Here is a 14,935-nt window from a genome sequence, read left to right on the forward strand (position 1 = left end):
CCCGGTCGGGCCGAGTCGGGTCACATGTGGCGTGGGTGCGGCCCGTCGCCCCGGGAGCGGCGGCGGTCCCAGGGGCGCAGGCTGCCGGGCGCGGGGCCTTCCAGGCCCGCGCGGAACAGCCCGTGGGCGATGCGGCGGCGCGCCGCCGTCTCCAGCGCGTCCCGCAGCGGGCCGTCGCGCAGCACCGCCTCGGGGCCGAGCAGGCTCTCGACGGCGGTGAGCGCACCGGCGATGTCGCCGTGGTGGAGGCGTTCGCGGACGCCGGGGAGGCAGTCGGGCCGGCGGTGTGCCTCGTCGACGGCCCGCAGGCAGGGCAGCGGCGGCCCGCCGAAGGCGGCGAGCAGTTCCTCCCGGCGGACCTCGGCCGGATCGTGGTCGAGGGCGGCCAGGACGCCGTCGACCAGGCCGATCCGGTGCCGGGCGCCCCGGCACTCCACCACCCGTGGGTCGTCCGCCCGTTCCGGCGCCCCGTCGGTGCCGGTCCACTCGGGGCCCAGCGCCGAGGCGACCAGCGGATGCAGGCGCCCGGCGTCGATCGCCCCGGCCCGGAGCAGTTCCAGGTCGGGCAGCACCCAGGTCGCCGCGTCGGGCAGCACGGGAAGCGAGGGACCGCGGGAAGGCGCGTACGACAGCGCGGCGCCGCGGCCGTCGCCGGGCACGTCCAGGACCATCCGGTGCCGGGCCCCGAGCCGTACGCAGACCCTGCCGCCGGGCCGTCCCTCGGCCCGCAGCAGGAGTTTCGCCTCGGCCTCCCACCGGTCCACGGCACACCGGTGCCCGGGTGGCAGCAACCCGCCGTGATCCGGGTCCGGACCGCCGTCGCCGGACCGCGCCCGCAGCTCGCCGGCCCGGCGCGCGTCCCACAGGTGGGGGTGCAGGTCGAACCGGAAGCGCCGGCTGGGGCGGGGGTGCGGGTGGCGCCGGTCGGCCTCCACGGCGCGGGACGGGTCCCACAGGGCGAGGCTGATCCGCTGGCCGGCGCCCGCCCAGGCCGGCGGCGTCCGCACCACCAGATGCGGTGCTCTGTCGCCCGGGGTGCCGTACCGGGCGAGGGAGATGGTCAGGCCGGGCCGCAGCAGCCCGTCGGGGGCGATCCTCGGCATGTGCCAGCGCAGCAGGTCGGGGGCGAGGTGGCGGAGGTCGGACCGCAGCCGGGCGGCGAAGTCCCGGCCGTATCGCCGTGCCACCAGGCGGGGTTGGAGGTCGACGTCGATGTGCGCGGCGGCGCAGGCGCCGGTCCAGTCACCGGCACGGCGGCGCGCGGTCGCGGTCTCGATCATGGAGGGCGGCACGGCGAACTCGCGCACGCGCGGCCAGAAGGAAAGCGGGGAGTCCCCGTTCGCGAGGTCGGTGGGCATCAGCACTCACCTTGCGCGAACGGGTCCCCCCATCTGTTCAGGGAGTGAGTCGTCATCGCGTCGGATGCTAACGGCCCCGACTCCCGCGCACATCCGTATATTTCGCGCCTCACACGATGTGCGACTCGGGCCGGGTCCCGGCGCCGGTGCGGAAGCGGTCGGCGGCGAGCGGGCCGACATCGACGCAGGGCGTGCGATCCAGGCAGAGGTCGCGGACGATCTCGCCGACCGCCGGGGCCTGGAGGAAGCCGTGGCCCGAGAAGCCGGTGGCGTAGAGGAAGTTGACGACCTCGGTGGAGCGGCCGATGAGCGCGTTGTGGTCGGGGGTGACTTCGTAGAGTCCGGCCCAGCCGCCCGCCGTGGTCATGCCGGCGAGGGCGGGGGCGCGGTGGCGTACGACCTCGCGGAACAGCTCCAGCCATTCGGGGGTCCAGGTGGTGTCGAAGCCGTCGGGCTGGGCGGGGTCGGCGAGGCCGAACAGCAGGCCGTCGTCGCTGTTGTGGAAGTAGGCCGAGGAGGAGAAGTCGATGGTGAAGGGGATGCGCGGGGCGGGTGGTGCGAGGGGGGTGGTGAAGACCAGTTGGCGGCGCACGGGCCGTACGGGGAGGGGGACGCCGGCCAGGTCGCCGATGTGGGCCGACCAGGCGCCGGCGGCGCAGACGACGGTGGCGCAGTCGATGCGTCCGCGGTCGGTGCGGACGGCCGTGATCCGGTCGCCGGCGGTGTCGAAACCGGTGACCGTGGTGTCGGTGGCGAGGACGGTCCCGGCCCGGGCCGCCGCCCGCGCATAGCCCTGGACGACGAGCCCGGGCCGGGCGTGCCCGTCGGCGGGTGAGTGGGCGGCGGCGACCAGTCCGTCCGTGGCCACGTAGGGACACAGGCGGCGGGCCTCCTCGGGAGTGATCATGCGGCCGGGGACGCCGAGGGAGTTCTGCAGCCGGACACCGGCCTCGAAGTCCGCGGCCTGCTGCCCGGTGGTGAGCAGGAAGAGGTAGCCGACGGTGTCGAGCCGGATGTCGGCGCCGGGGCGTTCGGGGAAGTCCCGGAAGGCGCGCAGGCTCCGGCTGCCGAGTTCGATGTTGAGCGGGTCGGAGAAGTGGGCCCGTACGCCGCCGATCGGTTTGCCGGAGCTCCCCCGGCCCAGCTCGCCGCGCTCCACGACGACGATGTTCCGCACCCCGGCCTCGGCCAGGTGGAAGGCGATGGACGTGCCCATCACGCCACCGCCGATGATCACGACGTCGGCGGTGCGGGGGACGGTGGGAAAGACGGAGGAGGAGGTCAACGGGCCATCCCTTCCGGGGTCCTGCGCGTCGTGACGCCATCGTGCGCCGTGGCGGTCCCCGGCGTCGAGGACCGGGCGGTGTCCGTCCGTCCACCGGAGCGTGCGGCCGGAGCCGGTGGGCGACGCCCACCGCCAGGACCGGCCGCGCCCGACGGCGGCCCGCGGACGCGGTCCGGCTCCGGCCTCGCTCCGGCTCCCACTCCGGCGCCGGCTCCCGCTGCCGCTCCGGCTCCGACTCCGGTTCACGCTCCCACTCCGGCTCCGGCTCCCGCACCCGCACCCGCACCCGCACCCGCACCCGCACCGACCCCGGATCCCACTCCCGCTTCCAGTCCGACTCCGGCTCCCGCACCCACACCCGCTCCGACCCCGGGTCCCACTCCCGCTTCCAGTCCGACTCCGGCTCCCGCACCCGCACCCGCTCCGACCCCGGGTCCCGCTCCCGCTCCCGCTCCCGCTCCGGCGACTTTGCCATCTCTTTACAACCCGCCCCGATGCCGCATCGTCTCTCCGCTCGAACTGTCACCCCGCCCGGCGACCGTCGGGCGGACCGACGAAGGAGTGCGATTCCATGCGCCGAACTGTCCTGAGCGCCCTGGCCCTCGCGGGCACCGCCGTCCTGATGGGCACCGGGCCCGCGTTCGCGGACGGTCCCGCGACCCCGAGCCCGGTCCCCCCGGCCGCCACGCCCACCACCCGGCCGGCGGAGAGCGCGGAGCCGACCCGGGCACCCGAGGCGACCCGGACACCCGAGCCGGCCCGCGACACGCCCGGCGCGGAGCCGACCCGGGCGCCGGCCGACGGCCAGGTCTCCGTGCGGCCGAGCGGCGCTCCCGACACCGGTGTGGCGGCGACCGGGGCCTCCGGGACCGGCGGTACGGCGATCGGCGCGGGCGCCGCCGCGGTGCTGGCCCTGGGCGGCGGCACGGTCTTCGTCGTGCGCCGCCGCCGGGCGCTCGGGGCATGAGCCCGTTCTCCAGGCGCGCGTTCACGGCCGGGGCGCTGGCGTCCCTGCTGACGGCGTGCGGACGTCACGGGGGCGGCACACCCCGGCCGACGGCCACCGCTCGGCCGGTTCCGGCCAAGGGGGCCCGCCCGCCGGCCCGTTCGGTCCCGGTCCGGCTGCTGATCCCGGCCATCGGCGTCGACACCCCGGTCATCCGGCTGGGCCTGGCGGCCGACGGCACGGTGCAGGTGCCGCCGGTCACGGCCCACGACCGGGCGGGCTGGTACCGCCACTCGCCGACGCCCGGCGCCACCGGCCCGTCGGTGTTCCTCGGCCATGTCACGGTCGGCCCGTACGGCGACGGCGTCTTCCGCCGGCTCGCCCGGCTGCACCGGGGCGACCGGATCGTGGCGCGCCTGGAGAACGGCACGGCGGTGGAGTTCGCCGTGACGGCGGTGCGGACCGTGGCGAAAACCGACTTCCCGGCCGACGACGTCTACGGGAACGTGGACCGCCCCGAGCTGCGGCTGATCACGTGCGGCGGAGCGCGGACCGGCGACGGCTACGCGGACAACGTGATCGTGTTCGCGGCGCAGAGCGGTGCGAAGTCCCCCACCTCTGGAGAGCGTTGAAACGGTCCCGCGAGAAGGCAGCGTCCGAGCTGTTCGCCGCCCTCTACCCGCGCCTCGCCGGCTGGTGCCGCCGGCTCGTCGACGACGACGGGACGGCCCACGAGATCGCCTCGGAGGCGTTCACCCGGCTCTGGGCCCGCTGGACGACCGTCGAGGAGCCGCGCGGGTTCCTCTACGTCACCGCGGCCAACCTCGTCCGGGACCACTGGCGCAAGCTGGAGCGCGAGCGCCGGGCCATGCACCGCGTCACCTCGGAGGCCGTCGTACGCCCCCACCCCGAACAGGCCGACCCGTCGGTGCGGCTGCTCGTGCAGTCGCTGCCGGAGCGACTGCGGGTCCCGATCCTCCTCCACTACTACGCTGACATGCCGATCCGGGAGGTGTCCGCACTGACCGGGCGCAAGGAAGGAACCGTCAAGGCCGACCTGCACGCGGCCCGGGAACTGCTCCGCGTCCACCTGAGGAGAAGCCTTGACCACACGCCTTGACGACGACGGCCCGGAGTCCGGCCCCGACGACCCGCTCGCCGTGATCCTGCGCCCCTCCTCCCCCGACTACCTGGGCGCGCCCCCCGGCCAGTACGAGACGATCCGCCGCCGGGCGACCCGCCGCCGCCTGCTGCGCACCGCGACCGGGGCGGGACTGTGCTGTGTCGCGGCCGTCCTCATCGCCGTCCCCCTGCGCCACACGGCATCCGAGCGCCCCGTGGTTCCGACGATCCCGATGGCCCCGCCCGCCCCCAGGACGTCGCCGCCCACGCCCTCCGCGTCCCCCATCCCCGAGCCGTCCCCGTCCGAGTCCCGCCCGTCGGTCCCGGGCACGCTCCCCCCGGGCACCGACAGCCCGCGCGCATCCCCTCCGGGCACCCCCGCCACCGACGAGGCGACCGACCCGGCGGCCGTGTCCCGCGCCCCGTCGGCCACACCCACCTCGGTACCGCCCGCCCCGTCGACGGTCCGCCCGAGCACGGACCGGAGGACGGCGGACGGCAGGCGCTGACCCCGAGCACGGACCGGAGGACGGCGCACGGCAGCCACCGACCCCGAGCACGGACCGGAGGACGGCGCACGGCAGCCACCGGCCGGCGCCGCAGGGCCCCGGGTCAGTCGCCCGGCCGCTGCCGCCGCACCCGCTCCGCCACCTCGCCGTCCTCGGTCTCCCACCACGGCCGGACCAGTTCGGCCCCGTCCGAGGCGGCGTCCGCGGCGGCGACCGCGGCGGCGACCGGGGCGGCGACCGCGGCGGCGGGGGCGGCGGCGACCGGGGCGGCGACCGGGGCGGCGGGGGCGAGTTCGCCGTCGAGACGCCGGTCCAGTACGGCCGCCCGGTCGCGCTCGGCCCGCGCCCACTGCGCGAGGACCGTCAGCAGGAAGGGGATCGCGACCAGTTCGGCGATGCCCAGCATGGCGCCGCCGCCGAGCTGCTGGTCGTGGTGGACGTCGGACCCGGGCGGCGCGTGGTGCAGGTACCAGGCGCCCGCGATCAGGGTGCCGTGCGTCATGACCACCAGCCCCGGGAGCGCGTCGACGATCCCGTCCAGGAACACCGGGGCCGCCCGGACCGGGCGGGTGCACCAGACGGGCAGGGCCTGCTCGCGGGTGAGCACCGGCAGCACGAACAGGCAGCCGGCCGCCGGTAGATGGAGGTACATCAGCTCGTGCAGCCGGCCCACGCGCAGCGCGGTGGCGAAGTACGGCGTGAAGTACACGGTCAGTTCGGTGGCCAGCACCAGGACCGTACACACCAGGGGGAACGTCAGCAGTCCGACGAGCCGGCCGGTCAGCACCCGCCGTACCCGGTCCGCGCCGCCCCGCGGCAGTGCCTCCACCGCGAGCCGCAGCGGGTCGCCCAGGGCGAGGCCCAGCGGCGCGAGCAGGTCGAGCCCGACGTTCTGCACGGCGGCCGGCCAGAACACTTCACGGTCGTAGACGGCCAGGCCGGCCATCGTGGTCACGACGATCGCGCCGAGCCCGAGCAGCACGAAGGCGGCGACGCGGGTCGGCGGCCAGGACCCGCCCCGCAGGCGAACCCGGACCACACCCCAGCCGTAGAGTCCGCCCAGCAGGGCGACGAGCAGCAGGGCGGGGACGTCCGGCTACCACGATCCCAGCAGCCGTCCGGCGGTCGGTTCCGGCAGGTACACAGCCGACAGTTCACTCACGAGCGGACGTTAACCGCCGAAGTTCCGGGGAGCGGCGGCAGGGTGGGCGAGCGCGGGACGACATCCCAGATGTTCATGAACGTGAATGGCCATCACGTACAGATCTATTGACGCGTCCACAGCAAGCTTCTACGTTCCCCTCTAGACAGCGCAGAAAGCGCTTACCCCCGGCCGGGTTCCGCACACGTCACCGTCACCACCCTTTGGAGACGAACGATGCACCTGAGACCAGTGATCGCGTCCGTCGGCCTCCTGGCCGGCAGCCTCGTCGCCCTGTCCGGCCCCACCGCCCAGGCGGCGACCACCCGCTACGAGGCCGAGGTCTCGCCCGCGGTCTGCACCGGCACCATCGACTCGGACTGGGCCGGGTTCTCCGGCAGCGGCTTCTGCAACGGCGACAACGGCACCGGCGGATACGCCCAGTTCACCGTGAACGCCTCCGCCGCCGGCACGGCGACCCTGAAGGTCCGCTTCGCCAACGGCACGACCTCCGCCCGCGCCGCCGGCCTCGTGGTCAACGGCACGACGACCGGCACGGTGTCCTTCGAGGGCACCGGCGCCTGGAGCACCTGGGCGACCAAGACGCTCACCGTCCCGCTGCGGGCGGGCGGCAACACCGTCCGGCTGAGCCCGACCACCTCCACCGGCCTGCCCAACGTCGACTACGCCGACGTCGAGACGGGCGGCAGCGAGCCGCAGCCCACCGGGCCGGTGCTGTACGTGTCGCCGAACGGGAGCGACAGCGCGGCCGGCACGGAGTCCAGCCCGACGACGCTCACCTCCGCGATCAGCCGCGTCACGGCCGGCGGAACCATCTACCTGCGCGGCGGGACCTACCGCTACTCCCAGACCGTCACCATCCCGGCGGGCCGGAACGGCACATCCGGCGACCGCACGGAACTGTTCGCCTACCCGGGCGAGACGCCCGTGCTGAACTTCTCCGCCCAGAGCGAGGACCCCGCCAACCGCGGCCTCGCCGTCAACGCCGACCACTGGCACGTCAAGGGACTCGTCGTCGAACGGGCCGGTGACAACGGCATCTTCCTCAGCGGCAGCGACAACGTCATCGAACGCACGGTGACGCGCTTCAACCGCGACTCGGGGCTCCAGTTGTCGCGGGCGCTGTCCAGCACGCCCAAGGACCGGTGGCCGTCCCGCAACCTCATCGTCAGCACCGAGTCGCACGACAACGCCGACTCCGACGGCGAGGACGCGGACGGCTTCGCACCGAAGCTCACCGTCGGCCCCGGCAACGTCTTCCGCTACACCGTCTCCCACCACAACATCGACGACGGCTACGACCTCTACACCAAGCCGGACACCGGCCCCATCGGCGCGGTGACCATCGAGGACTCCCTCGCCTTCGGCAACGGCACCCTCAGCGACGGCTCCCAGGCCGGCAACGGCGACCGCAACGGCTACAAGCTCGGCGGCGAGGACATCGGCGTCGGCCACATCGTCCGGCGCAGCATCGCCTACGGCAACGGCAAGCACGGCTTCACCTACAACAGCAACACCGGCCCGATGCAGATCTCGGACAACGTCAGCGTCGGCAACGAGCAGCGCAACTTCAACTTCGACTCCGGCAGTACGTCGGTGTTCCGCTCCAACACCTCCTGCGACAGCGGCTCGAACGACCGGATCATCGGCACCTCCGACAGCTCCAACCAGTTCTGGTCCGGCTCGAACGGCTCCCGCTGCTCCTCCTACGCCGGTGCCCTGCGCTGGTCGTTCGCCTCGGACGGGCGGCTCGTCGTCACGTTCGGCGGCGCCCGGTAGCCTGGCCGTATGGCACTGGCATGCAACGCCCTGCCTCACTGCTTCCTCTGACGCCGCGGTGAGGACGGCGACGTGAGTCGCTCACGTCGCCGTCCTCGGCGTACCCGCCCCCCGGCCGCCGGTTCACGGCGAGCCGGCCGGCGGGCGCCGACGCCTCACCGTCCGCCGCCCGCACGCGGTGCCCCGCCTCCCCGCGGCGCGCCGCGTTCCGAGGAGCACCCATGCCTTCCGACCGACTCCTGTCCGTCCTGACCTGCCCCCTGTGCCCGACCGCCCTACGGCACACCGACGGCGCCCTGCGGTGCGCCGGCCGGCACACCTTCGACATCGCCCGCCACGGCTACGTCAGCCTGCTGACCGGCCACCGGCGGGCACCGAGCGCCGACTCCCCCGACATGGTCCGCAGCCGCGCCGCGTTCCTCGGCGCCGGGCACTACGACCCGCTCGCCCGCACCCTCGCCGCACTCGCCACGGAACTGGCCCCGCCGGACGCCACCGTCCTGGACGCCGGGGCGGGCACCGGCCACTACCTGGCGGCCGTCCTGGACGCCCTCCCCGAGGCCCTGGGGCTGGGGCTGGACAGCTCCGTGCCCGCCCTGCGCGCGGCGGCCCGCGCGCATGCCCGGGCGGAGGCCGCCGGCTGGGACGTGTGGCAGCCCTGGCCCGTGCGCACCGGCTGCGCCGACCTCGTCCTGAACGTCTTCGCGCCCCGCAACGGGCCCGAGTTCCACCGCGTCCTCGGCCCGGACGGCGCGCTGCTCGTCGTCACCCCCACCGCCCGGCATCTGCGCGAACTGCGCGCCGCCACGGGGCTGCTGGCCGTCGACCCCGGAAAGGAGGACCGCCTGCGCCGGACCCTGGCGGCGCACTTCCGGCACGAGCGCGCCGAGCCGCTGGAGTACGCCATGAGCCTCACGGCCGGGGAGGTCGCCGCCCTGGTGACCATGAGTCCGGCCGCGCGTCACGTCGACGCCGCTCAACTGCGCGGCCGGGTCGAGCGGTTGGACGCGCCGGTGCGGGTGACCGCCTCGTTCGTCGCATCGGTGTACCGGCCGCGCCGGCCCGTGCCACCTGCTAGGCGCCCTGGGTGAGTTCGTCCATGCGCCGCTGCTGGGCCGTCGTGAGCGTGTGCACCATGAGGGCGGCGGCCCCCGCCGCGGCCACGATCACCAGGTCGGCGGCGACCAGGGGCAGGACGCCGCTGTAGGCACGGGCGATGACCTCGTCCGTGTCGTCGGCGTAGATGATCCCCACGCCGCCGGCCAGACCGGCCAGCCACAGGCCCCACCACCAGTTCACGACGGCGGGCAGCCGCCGCTCGGGGAAGACCGAGCGGTGGACGTCCGCGACGACGCCCCGGGGTATCCACAGGTTCACGACCGGCACGATCCAGCCCAGCCAGAGCCAGGGATAGCCGTAGCGCGGGGCCGTGCCCGACAAGGCCTTGGCGTTGTCCCGCACGTGGTCCAGCCAGAACAGGAACGCGAGCACGCAGACGGCCGTGACGGCGCTGCCCACGGAGGCGACCAGGTGGTAGGAGTCCTCCAGCGCGTTCAGCGGACGGTGCACGCCGTCGCCCTGGTCGGGCGGGCCGGACGCCGGCTCCCCCGCGGCGGAGAGCCGGAGGTGCCAGACCGCCCGGGCCGCCCAGGCGACCGCGGCCAGGGCGAGGGCCGCGATGGCGCAACGGGACGCTCCCCGGACGGGGCGCAGGACGGGCCCGGGGGCGGCCGGTGCGGCATTCTGTTCGATCACCCGCTCATCCTGCCGTACGCAGCTCCGCGGCCCGGCCCTCGTCGTCGAACCGCACCTCGAGGACGTGGTCGACGGCGTCCCGGTCGAGGGGGCCGAACACGTGCGGGAAGAGGGTGTCCCCGGAGACCCCGGGCGGCGGTGCGGGAGCCGCCGCCTCCCACTCCACCCTCGCGGTGAGCCGCGCCTCGTCGAGGGCGAGCACCAGCAGGGGCCCGGGCACGTCCCGGTAGAAGGCGTCGACGACGGCCAGCGTGGTCGCCTCGTCCGGGGAGCAGTGCACGAATCCCTCCTCGGCGAGGGAGTCGGGCGCGTAGGCAGGGCCGGTGGCGGTGGTCCAGACGGTGCGCGGTACGACGTGATAGATCATGGCCCCGTTATAGACGCCGACGGGCGCCCGCGGAGCCCCGGGAGCTTCAGGGCGGCGACGGTCCGCCGGGTCGCCTCGGCGATCAGGGCGTCGGAGGGCTCGGCGTCGCGGCCCGGCCGGTCGGTCATGACGGCCAGGACGAGCGGTGAGCTGCGGGGCGGGTGGACGACCGCGATGTCGTTGGCCCGGCCGTAGTCGCCGGTGCCGGTCTTGTCGGCCACCTTCCAGTCCCCGGGGAGCCCGGCCCGGATGCGGCGGGCGCCGACGGGGGTGGCGTTGCGCGAGAGCCAGCCCATGAGGAGCCGGCGTTCGCGGAGGGGCAGGGCGGTGCCCAGGAGCAGCGTGCGGAAGTCGGTGGCGATCGCCTGCGGGGTGGTGGTGTCGGCGGGGTCGTCCGGCGGCACGTCGTGCAGTTCGGGCTCGTAGTGGTCCATCCGGCTCGTGGTGTCGCCGAGCCCGCGCAGGTAGGCGGTGAGCGCGGCGGGGCCGCCGATGTCGCGCATCAGGAGGTTGCCCGCCGTGCCGTCGCTGAAGCGGACGGCGGCGTCGCAGAGCTCACGGAGGGTCATCCCGGTCGCGACGTGCTTGCCGGTGACGGGCGCGGTGGAGCGCAGGTCGGCCTCGGTGTAGGTGACACGGCGGTCAAGGCCGCTCGCGGAGCGGTGGTGCAGGACCGCCGCCGCGGCCAGCGCCTTGAACGTCGAGCAGAACGCGAAGCGTTCACCGGCCCGGTGCACGACCGTGGCGCCGGTACCGGTGGCGAGGGCGTAGACACCGACACGGGCACCGTACTCGCGCTCCAGGTCCGCCAGCCGGGGGCGGTGGACGGTGGCCCTCCCGGGCGGCGGACCGGTGGGCGTGGCACTTCGCCGTCGCGCGTGGTCGGCGGGGCGGTCGTCCGTGCCGCAGGCGGAGAGCGGGAGCAGGGCAGCGACGGCCAGGAGGGCACGGCGGGAGGGGGTGGTGCGGGAGGGGTTCATGCTCCGGTCGGGGGTCGTACTCCGGACGGGGGTCGTACTCCGGTCGGGGGTCATACGGCGGGCTCCTGCACGGAATGGGTTGCTGTCACGCGGAGTCGTCCGGGACCGCGGACAGCAGGCTGCGGACGATCGGGCCGGCGGAACCGCCGCCGGTCACGCCCTCTTCGACGACGCAGGCGACGGCGACGTTGCCGCGGTGGGCGACGAGCCAGCCGTTGTTGTCCTGGTCGTCGGAGACCTCGGCCGTACCGGTCTTCGCGCCGATCTCGCCGGGCAGGTCCGAGAGGACCTTCGCGGTGCCGTCGGTGACGGTCGCGCGCAGCATCGCGCGCAGCTGGGTGACGACACCCCGCGGGAGCGGGGTCGTACGGGTCTCGTCCTCGGTGCCGGCGGTGAGCGACGGCTGGTGGAAGGTGCCGGACACCGCGGTCGCGGTCACCGACGCCATGATCAGCGGGTTGGCCTGCACGCGGCCCTGCCCGATCATCGAGGCGGCCTTCTCCGTCTCGTCCTTGGGCACCGGCACCGAACCGTCGTACGTGGGCGCCCCGACGTGCCACTCCTGGCCCACCCCGAAGTATGTGCGGGCGACGTCCCCCAGCTGCCCGTCGTCGAGCCGGTCGCGCAGGCTGATGAACGCCGTGTTGCAGGACTCGGTGAAGTCCTTGCGGAACGTGGCTCCCGGGTGTTCGGAGAGCTCCACGTTCTGGAACTTCTTCCCCACCGTGAGGTACTTGGGGCAGTCCACCACGTCGTCCGGGGCTACGGCGTCCTCGATCAGCAGGGCGCTGCTGGTGACGATCTTCCAGGTGGAGCCGGGGGCGTAGGTGCCGGAGAGCGCGCGGTTGAAGCCGGTGGACGGGGAGTTCGCGACGGCCAGGATCTCGCCGTCGTCGATGCGCAGGGCGACGAGCGCGGCGTTCTTGCCATCGGCCCGGGAGGCGAGGGCCTTCTCGGCGGCGGACTGCCAGTCGGCGTCGAGGGTGGTGGGGACGGGGCCCTTGTCCGCCCGGAGCGTCTTCGCGCCGAAGGACGCCTCCGTGCGCTCCACCTCGCCGGTGGCCCGGTCGACGAGGCGGATCGCGCCGCGTGCGCCGGAGTCCTTGCCGCTCCCCCCGGCGAGCCGGGTCATCAGGGGCGCGAGGGAGGGGAAGGCACCGCCGGTGAGCCTCGTGCCGTCGCGGTCGGTGACCTCGGGGGGCTCGGTCTCCTCCCGTTCCAGGCGGAACTTCTCGGTGTCGCTCAGACGGGGGTGGACGAGGGACAGCTGCCAGTCCACCTTCCATGAGCCGTCGCCCTGCTCGCGCAGCGGCAGCTTCGACTCGTAGGTCCAGGTGCCCAGGCCGGTGACGGGCATCCGCGCGGTGAACGGCACGGCGACCGTGCCGTCCCCGGTCTCGGTCGCGGGCTTCGCCGTGAGTTCGGGCTCGTCGATCTCGAGTCCGGCGGTGAAGCTGTCCAGCACCCGCTGTGCCGTGCCGGGGCTGGTCGTACGGCCCGCCGCGCTCTCCACGCGGCCGGCGGCCCAGTCGGCGAGGAAGGCGCGGGCCTGTTTCCCGGCCGCGGGGTCGGGCCCGGTGTCCCGCTCGAAGGGGCCGAGACCGGCCGCGTACGCCCCGCCCGCGACGGCGGCCAGCACCACCGCCCCCGCGATGACGGCCCGCGTGGCTTTCCGGCGCTGCCCGGGGCCGCCGGTGGTGACTCCGGAGTGGTCGGCATGAGAGTCCATGGGCCGAGAACAGCAGCGGCCCGGGTGATCTGTCCAAGACCGGTATCGGTGTCGGATCAATATGCAACCGATATGATTGCTGCTCGTGGACCTGGTGCGGCACCTGGAGTGCTTTGTGGCTGTTGCAGAAGAGTCACACTTCGGCCGTGCCGCGGCCCGCCTCGGTATGGCCCAGCCGCCGCTCTCGCAGCGCATCCAGCGCCTGGAGAGGCACCTGGGCGTCCGGCTCTTCGAACGCACCAGCCGGCAGGTGACCATCACCGAGGCCGGGACGCTGCTGCTGGCCGAGGCCCGGGAGGTGCTCGCCCGCTCCGAGGCACTCATGGCCACCGCACGCCGCATCCGCGACGGCGAGACCGGCCTGCTGCGGGCCGCCCTGCCGCCGGACGTCTCCGGCGAGACCGTCGCCGCCCTGCTCGCGCGCTTCTCCGGCACCGCCGCCGGCCTCGAACTGGAGCTGCACGAGCTGCCCACCGCCCAGCAGCTGGAGCGGTTCGCCGCGCACGAGCTGGACGTCGGGCTCATCCACCACCCCTGTGACGTCTCCGGACTCGAGCTGGGCCCGGTACTGCGGCGCGAACTCGGCGTCCTGCTGCCCTGCGACGCGACGGCGGCCGGGCTCGACGAGGTCCCGCTCGCCTCCCTCACCGGCTACGACCTGATCCTCTTCCCCCGTGCCGGCGCCCCCGCCGTCTACGACGACCTGCTGACCACCTGCGCCCGCAACGGCTACACCCCGCCCGGCGTGCGCCACGCCCAGGGCACCAGCTTCGTACGCGGCCTGGTGCTGTCGGCACAGGCCGTGGCGCTCAGCCCGCGTGACGCCCATGGCCAGGGGGAGGGGGACCAGCGGCAGAGCCCCGCCTCCGGCGTGGTCTGGCGGCCCCTCACCGGCGCCCCGCTCGCCCTGCGGCACTCCGTGGCCTGGCCCGGAGGACGGGGGGACGCCGCCGTCGCCGCGTTCGCCGAGGCCGCCACGCACGCGCTGCGCAGCACCGCCGGGGCGAGCCCCGATCTGCCCGCCCGCCCGCTGCATCTGCGCCCGGCCTCGGAGTACTGGCTGTGACCGACGCCCTCGCCCGTATCCACGCGGCCTTCGCCGACGCCGGGGTCACCGGCCGGCTGCACGCCCTCGACATCGACTCCGGTGCGCAGCTCGACGCCGGCGCGGACCAGCCCGTCTGCACCGCCAGCGTCCACAAGCTGTGTCTGCTCGTCACGCTGCACGAGCAGGCCGCCGCCGGGGTCCTTGACCTCACCGAGCAGGTGGAGTGCTCCCCGCGGGACCGGACCACCGGACCGACGGGGGTCGCGGCGATGCTCGACGGCGCCCGGCTGTCCCTGCGCGACCTCGCCTATCTGATGATGTCGGTCAGCGACAACGCGGCCGCCGATCTGCTGCTGCACCGCGTGGGCCTCGACGCCGTCAACCGCACCACGGCCCGCCTCGGCCTGGCCCGCACCCTGGCCGTGCACACCTTCGGCGAACTCCTCGCCACCATCAAGGAGGACGCCGGTCCGGGCGGCGCCCGGTCTCTGGCCGACCCGCTCGTCGTCACCCGGCTGCGCGCGCTCGACCCGGCCCGTACCAACCGCAGCACCCCGCGCGACATGACCCGGCTGCTCGCCGCCGTCTGGCGCGACGAGGCGTGTACGCCCGAGCACGGCGCGGCCATCCGCCGCATCCTCGGCCTCCAGGTGTGGCCGCACCGGCTGGCCTCCGGCTTCCCCTTCGACGATGTGCACGTCGCGGGGAAGACCGGCAGCCTGCCGACCGTGCGCAACGAGGTCGGCGTCGTCGAATACCCCGACGGGGGCCGCTACGCCGTCGCCGTCTTCACCCGCACGGCCCGCACCTCCGCGCTCCTGCCCGCCGCCGACGCCGTCATCGGCACGGCGGCCCGGCTGGCCGTGGACGCCCTGCGCGCTCCCTGAGCGGCCGG

14 protein-coding genes and 1 pseudogene are annotated in these 14,935 nt (G+C 74.8%); 8 read left to right on the top strand and 7 right to left on the bottom strand.

The genetic code is table 11. The features are described from left to right. Positions 1-20 precede the first annotated feature (20 nt). Both BJ965_RS18215 and BJ965_RS18220 read right to left on the bottom strand, forming a co-directional pair. Positions 21-1,358: a hypothetical protein gene (locus BJ965_RS18215; RefSeq protein ID WP_184909633.1), complete on the bottom strand. Its 1,338-nt coding sequence runs from the start codon at positions 1,356-1,358 to the stop codon at positions 21-23. A 109-nt stretch (positions 1,359-1,467) separates the two neighbouring features. Beyond that, positions 1,468-2,643 (bottom strand): NAD(P)/FAD-dependent oxidoreductase, encoded by a 1,176-nt coding sequence (locus BJ965_RS18220; protein ID WP_184909634.1) that lies wholly within the window; start codon positions 2,641-2,643, stop codon positions 1,468-1,470. A gap of 571 nt (positions 2,644-3,214) precedes the next feature. Between BJ965_RS18220 and BJ965_RS18225 the strand changes: the two genes are divergently transcribed. The 4 genes from BJ965_RS18225 to BJ965_RS18240 are packed head-to-tail and all read left to right on the top strand — an operon-like array spanning position 3,215 to position 5,220. After that, positions 3,215-3,610: a Tat pathway signal sequence domain protein gene (locus BJ965_RS18225; RefSeq protein ID WP_184909635.1), complete on the top strand. Its 396-nt coding sequence runs from the start codon at positions 3,215-3,217 to the stop codon at positions 3,608-3,610. Then, complete coding sequence (locus tag BJ965_RS18230; RefSeq protein WP_184909636.1) at positions 3,607-4,221, top strand: class F sortase; 615 nt, start codon at positions 3,607-3,609, stop codon at positions 4,219-4,221. Before BJ965_RS18225 ends, BJ965_RS18230 begins: the two co-directional genes overlap by 4 nt. Continuing rightward, on the top strand, positions 4,218-4,709 hold the full coding sequence (locus BJ965_RS18235) for an RNA polymerase sigma factor (protein WP_184909637.1): 492 nt from the start codon (positions 4,218-4,220) through the stop codon (positions 4,707-4,709). The genes BJ965_RS18230 and BJ965_RS18235 overlap by 4 nt, the downstream gene beginning before the upstream one ends. Beyond that, a complete protein-coding gene (locus BJ965_RS18240) occupies positions 4,693-5,220 on the top strand; it encodes a hypothetical protein (protein WP_184909638.1) in 528 nt (175 codons plus the stop codon). Before BJ965_RS18235 ends, BJ965_RS18240 begins: the two co-directional genes overlap by 17 nt. Positions 5,221-5,323: 103 nt before the next feature. Here BJ965_RS18240 and BJ965_RS18245 read toward each other — a convergent pair. Continuing rightward, a pseudogene (locus BJ965_RS18245) lies at positions 5,324-6,382 on the bottom strand (cytochrome c oxidase assembly protein). 216 nt (positions 6,383-6,598) lie between these two features. Between BJ965_RS18245 and BJ965_RS18250 the strand changes: the two are divergent. Both BJ965_RS18250 and BJ965_RS18255 read left to right on the top strand, forming a co-directional pair. Next, entirely contained in the window at positions 6,599-8,161 is a 1,563-nt protein-coding gene (locus BJ965_RS18250) for a carbohydrate-binding protein (protein ID WP_184909639.1), read from the top strand. 221 nt (positions 8,162-8,382) lie between these two features. Then, entirely contained in the window at positions 8,383-9,252 is an 870-nt protein-coding gene (locus BJ965_RS18255; RefSeq protein ID WP_184909640.1) for a putative RNA methyltransferase, read from the top strand. Here BJ965_RS18255 and BJ965_RS18260 read toward each other — a convergent pair. From BJ965_RS18260 to BJ965_RS18275, 4 genes are all read right to left on the bottom strand, one after another. Further along, positions 9,236-9,916, bottom strand: coding sequence for a DUF4328 domain-containing protein (locus BJ965_RS18260; RefSeq protein WP_313666951.1), 681 nt, complete (start codon positions 9,914-9,916; stop codon positions 9,236-9,238). The two genes, BJ965_RS18255 and BJ965_RS18260, sit on opposite strands and share 17 nt — an antisense overlap. Positions 9,917-9,920: 4 nt before the next feature. Further along, a complete protein-coding gene (locus BJ965_RS18265) occupies positions 9,921-10,283 on the bottom strand; it encodes a DUF952 domain-containing protein (RefSeq protein ID WP_184909641.1) in 363 nt (120 codons plus the stop codon). Next, complete coding sequence (bla, locus tag BJ965_RS18270; RefSeq protein ID WP_184917294.1) at positions 10,280-11,263, bottom strand: class A beta-lactamase; 984 nt, start codon at positions 11,261-11,263, stop codon at positions 10,280-10,282. The genes BJ965_RS18265 and bla overlap by 4 nt, the downstream gene beginning before the upstream one ends. An 85-nt stretch (positions 11,264-11,348) precedes the next feature. Continuing rightward, complete coding sequence (locus BJ965_RS18275; RefSeq protein WP_184909642.1) at positions 11,349-12,992, bottom strand: penicillin-binding transpeptidase domain-containing protein; 1,644 nt, start codon at positions 12,990-12,992, stop codon at positions 11,349-11,351. A 115-nt stretch (positions 12,993-13,107) separates the two neighbouring features. Between BJ965_RS18275 and BJ965_RS18280 the strand changes: the two genes are divergently transcribed. Together BJ965_RS18280 and BJ965_RS18285 are read left to right on the top strand one after the other, a co-directional pair. Next, positions 13,108-14,058, top strand: coding sequence for a LysR family transcriptional regulator (locus tag BJ965_RS18280; protein ID WP_313666952.1), 951 nt, complete (start codon positions 13,108-13,110; stop codon positions 14,056-14,058). After that, the gene (locus BJ965_RS18285; RefSeq protein ID WP_266459907.1) at positions 14,055-14,927 is read left to right on the top strand and encodes a serine hydrolase; all 873 of its coding nucleotides are present in this window, start codon (positions 14,055-14,057) and stop codon (positions 14,925-14,927) included. The genes BJ965_RS18280 and BJ965_RS18285 overlap by 4 nt, the downstream gene beginning before the upstream one ends. Positions 14,928-14,935 lie beyond the last annotated feature (8 nt).

This window comes from Streptomyces luteogriseus (assembly GCF_014205055.1).
Taxonomy (GTDB): domain Bacteria; phylum Actinomycetota; class Actinomycetes; order Streptomycetales; family Streptomycetaceae; genus Streptomyces; species Streptomyces luteogriseus.

What these genes read in the sequence shown, in the direction of transcription:
- BJ965_RS18250 (WP_184909639.1), top strand. Translation starts at nt 6,599, where the DNA reads ATGCACCTGAGACCAGTGATCGCGTCCGTCGGCCTCCTGGCCGGCAGC.
- BJ965_RS18215 (WP_184909633.1), bottom strand. Translation starts at nt 1,358, where the DNA reads ATGCCCACCGACCTCGCGAACGGGGACTCCCCGCTTTCCTTCTGGCCG.
- bla (WP_184917294.1), bottom strand. Translation starts at nt 11,263, where the DNA reads ATGAACCCCTCCCGCACCACCCCCTCCCGCCGTGCCCTCCTGGCCGTC.
- BJ965_RS18230 (WP_184909636.1), top strand. Translation starts at nt 3,607, where the DNA reads ATGAGCCCGTTCTCCAGGCGCGCGTTCACGGCCGGGGCGCTGGCGTCC.
- BJ965_RS18265 (WP_184909641.1), bottom strand. Translation starts at nt 10,283, where the DNA reads ATGATCTATCACGTCGTACCGCGCACCGTCTGGACCACCGCCACCGGC.
- BJ965_RS18255 (WP_184909640.1), top strand. Translation starts at nt 8,383, where the DNA reads ATGCCTTCCGACCGACTCCTGTCCGTCCTGACCTGCCCCCTGTGCCCG.
- BJ965_RS18275 (WP_184909642.1), bottom strand. Translation starts at nt 12,992, where the DNA reads ATGGACTCTCATGCCGACCACTCCGGAGTCACCACCGGCGGCCCCGGG.
- BJ965_RS18225 (WP_184909635.1), top strand. Translation starts at nt 3,215, where the DNA reads ATGCGCCGAACTGTCCTGAGCGCCCTGGCCCTCGCGGGCACCGCCGTC.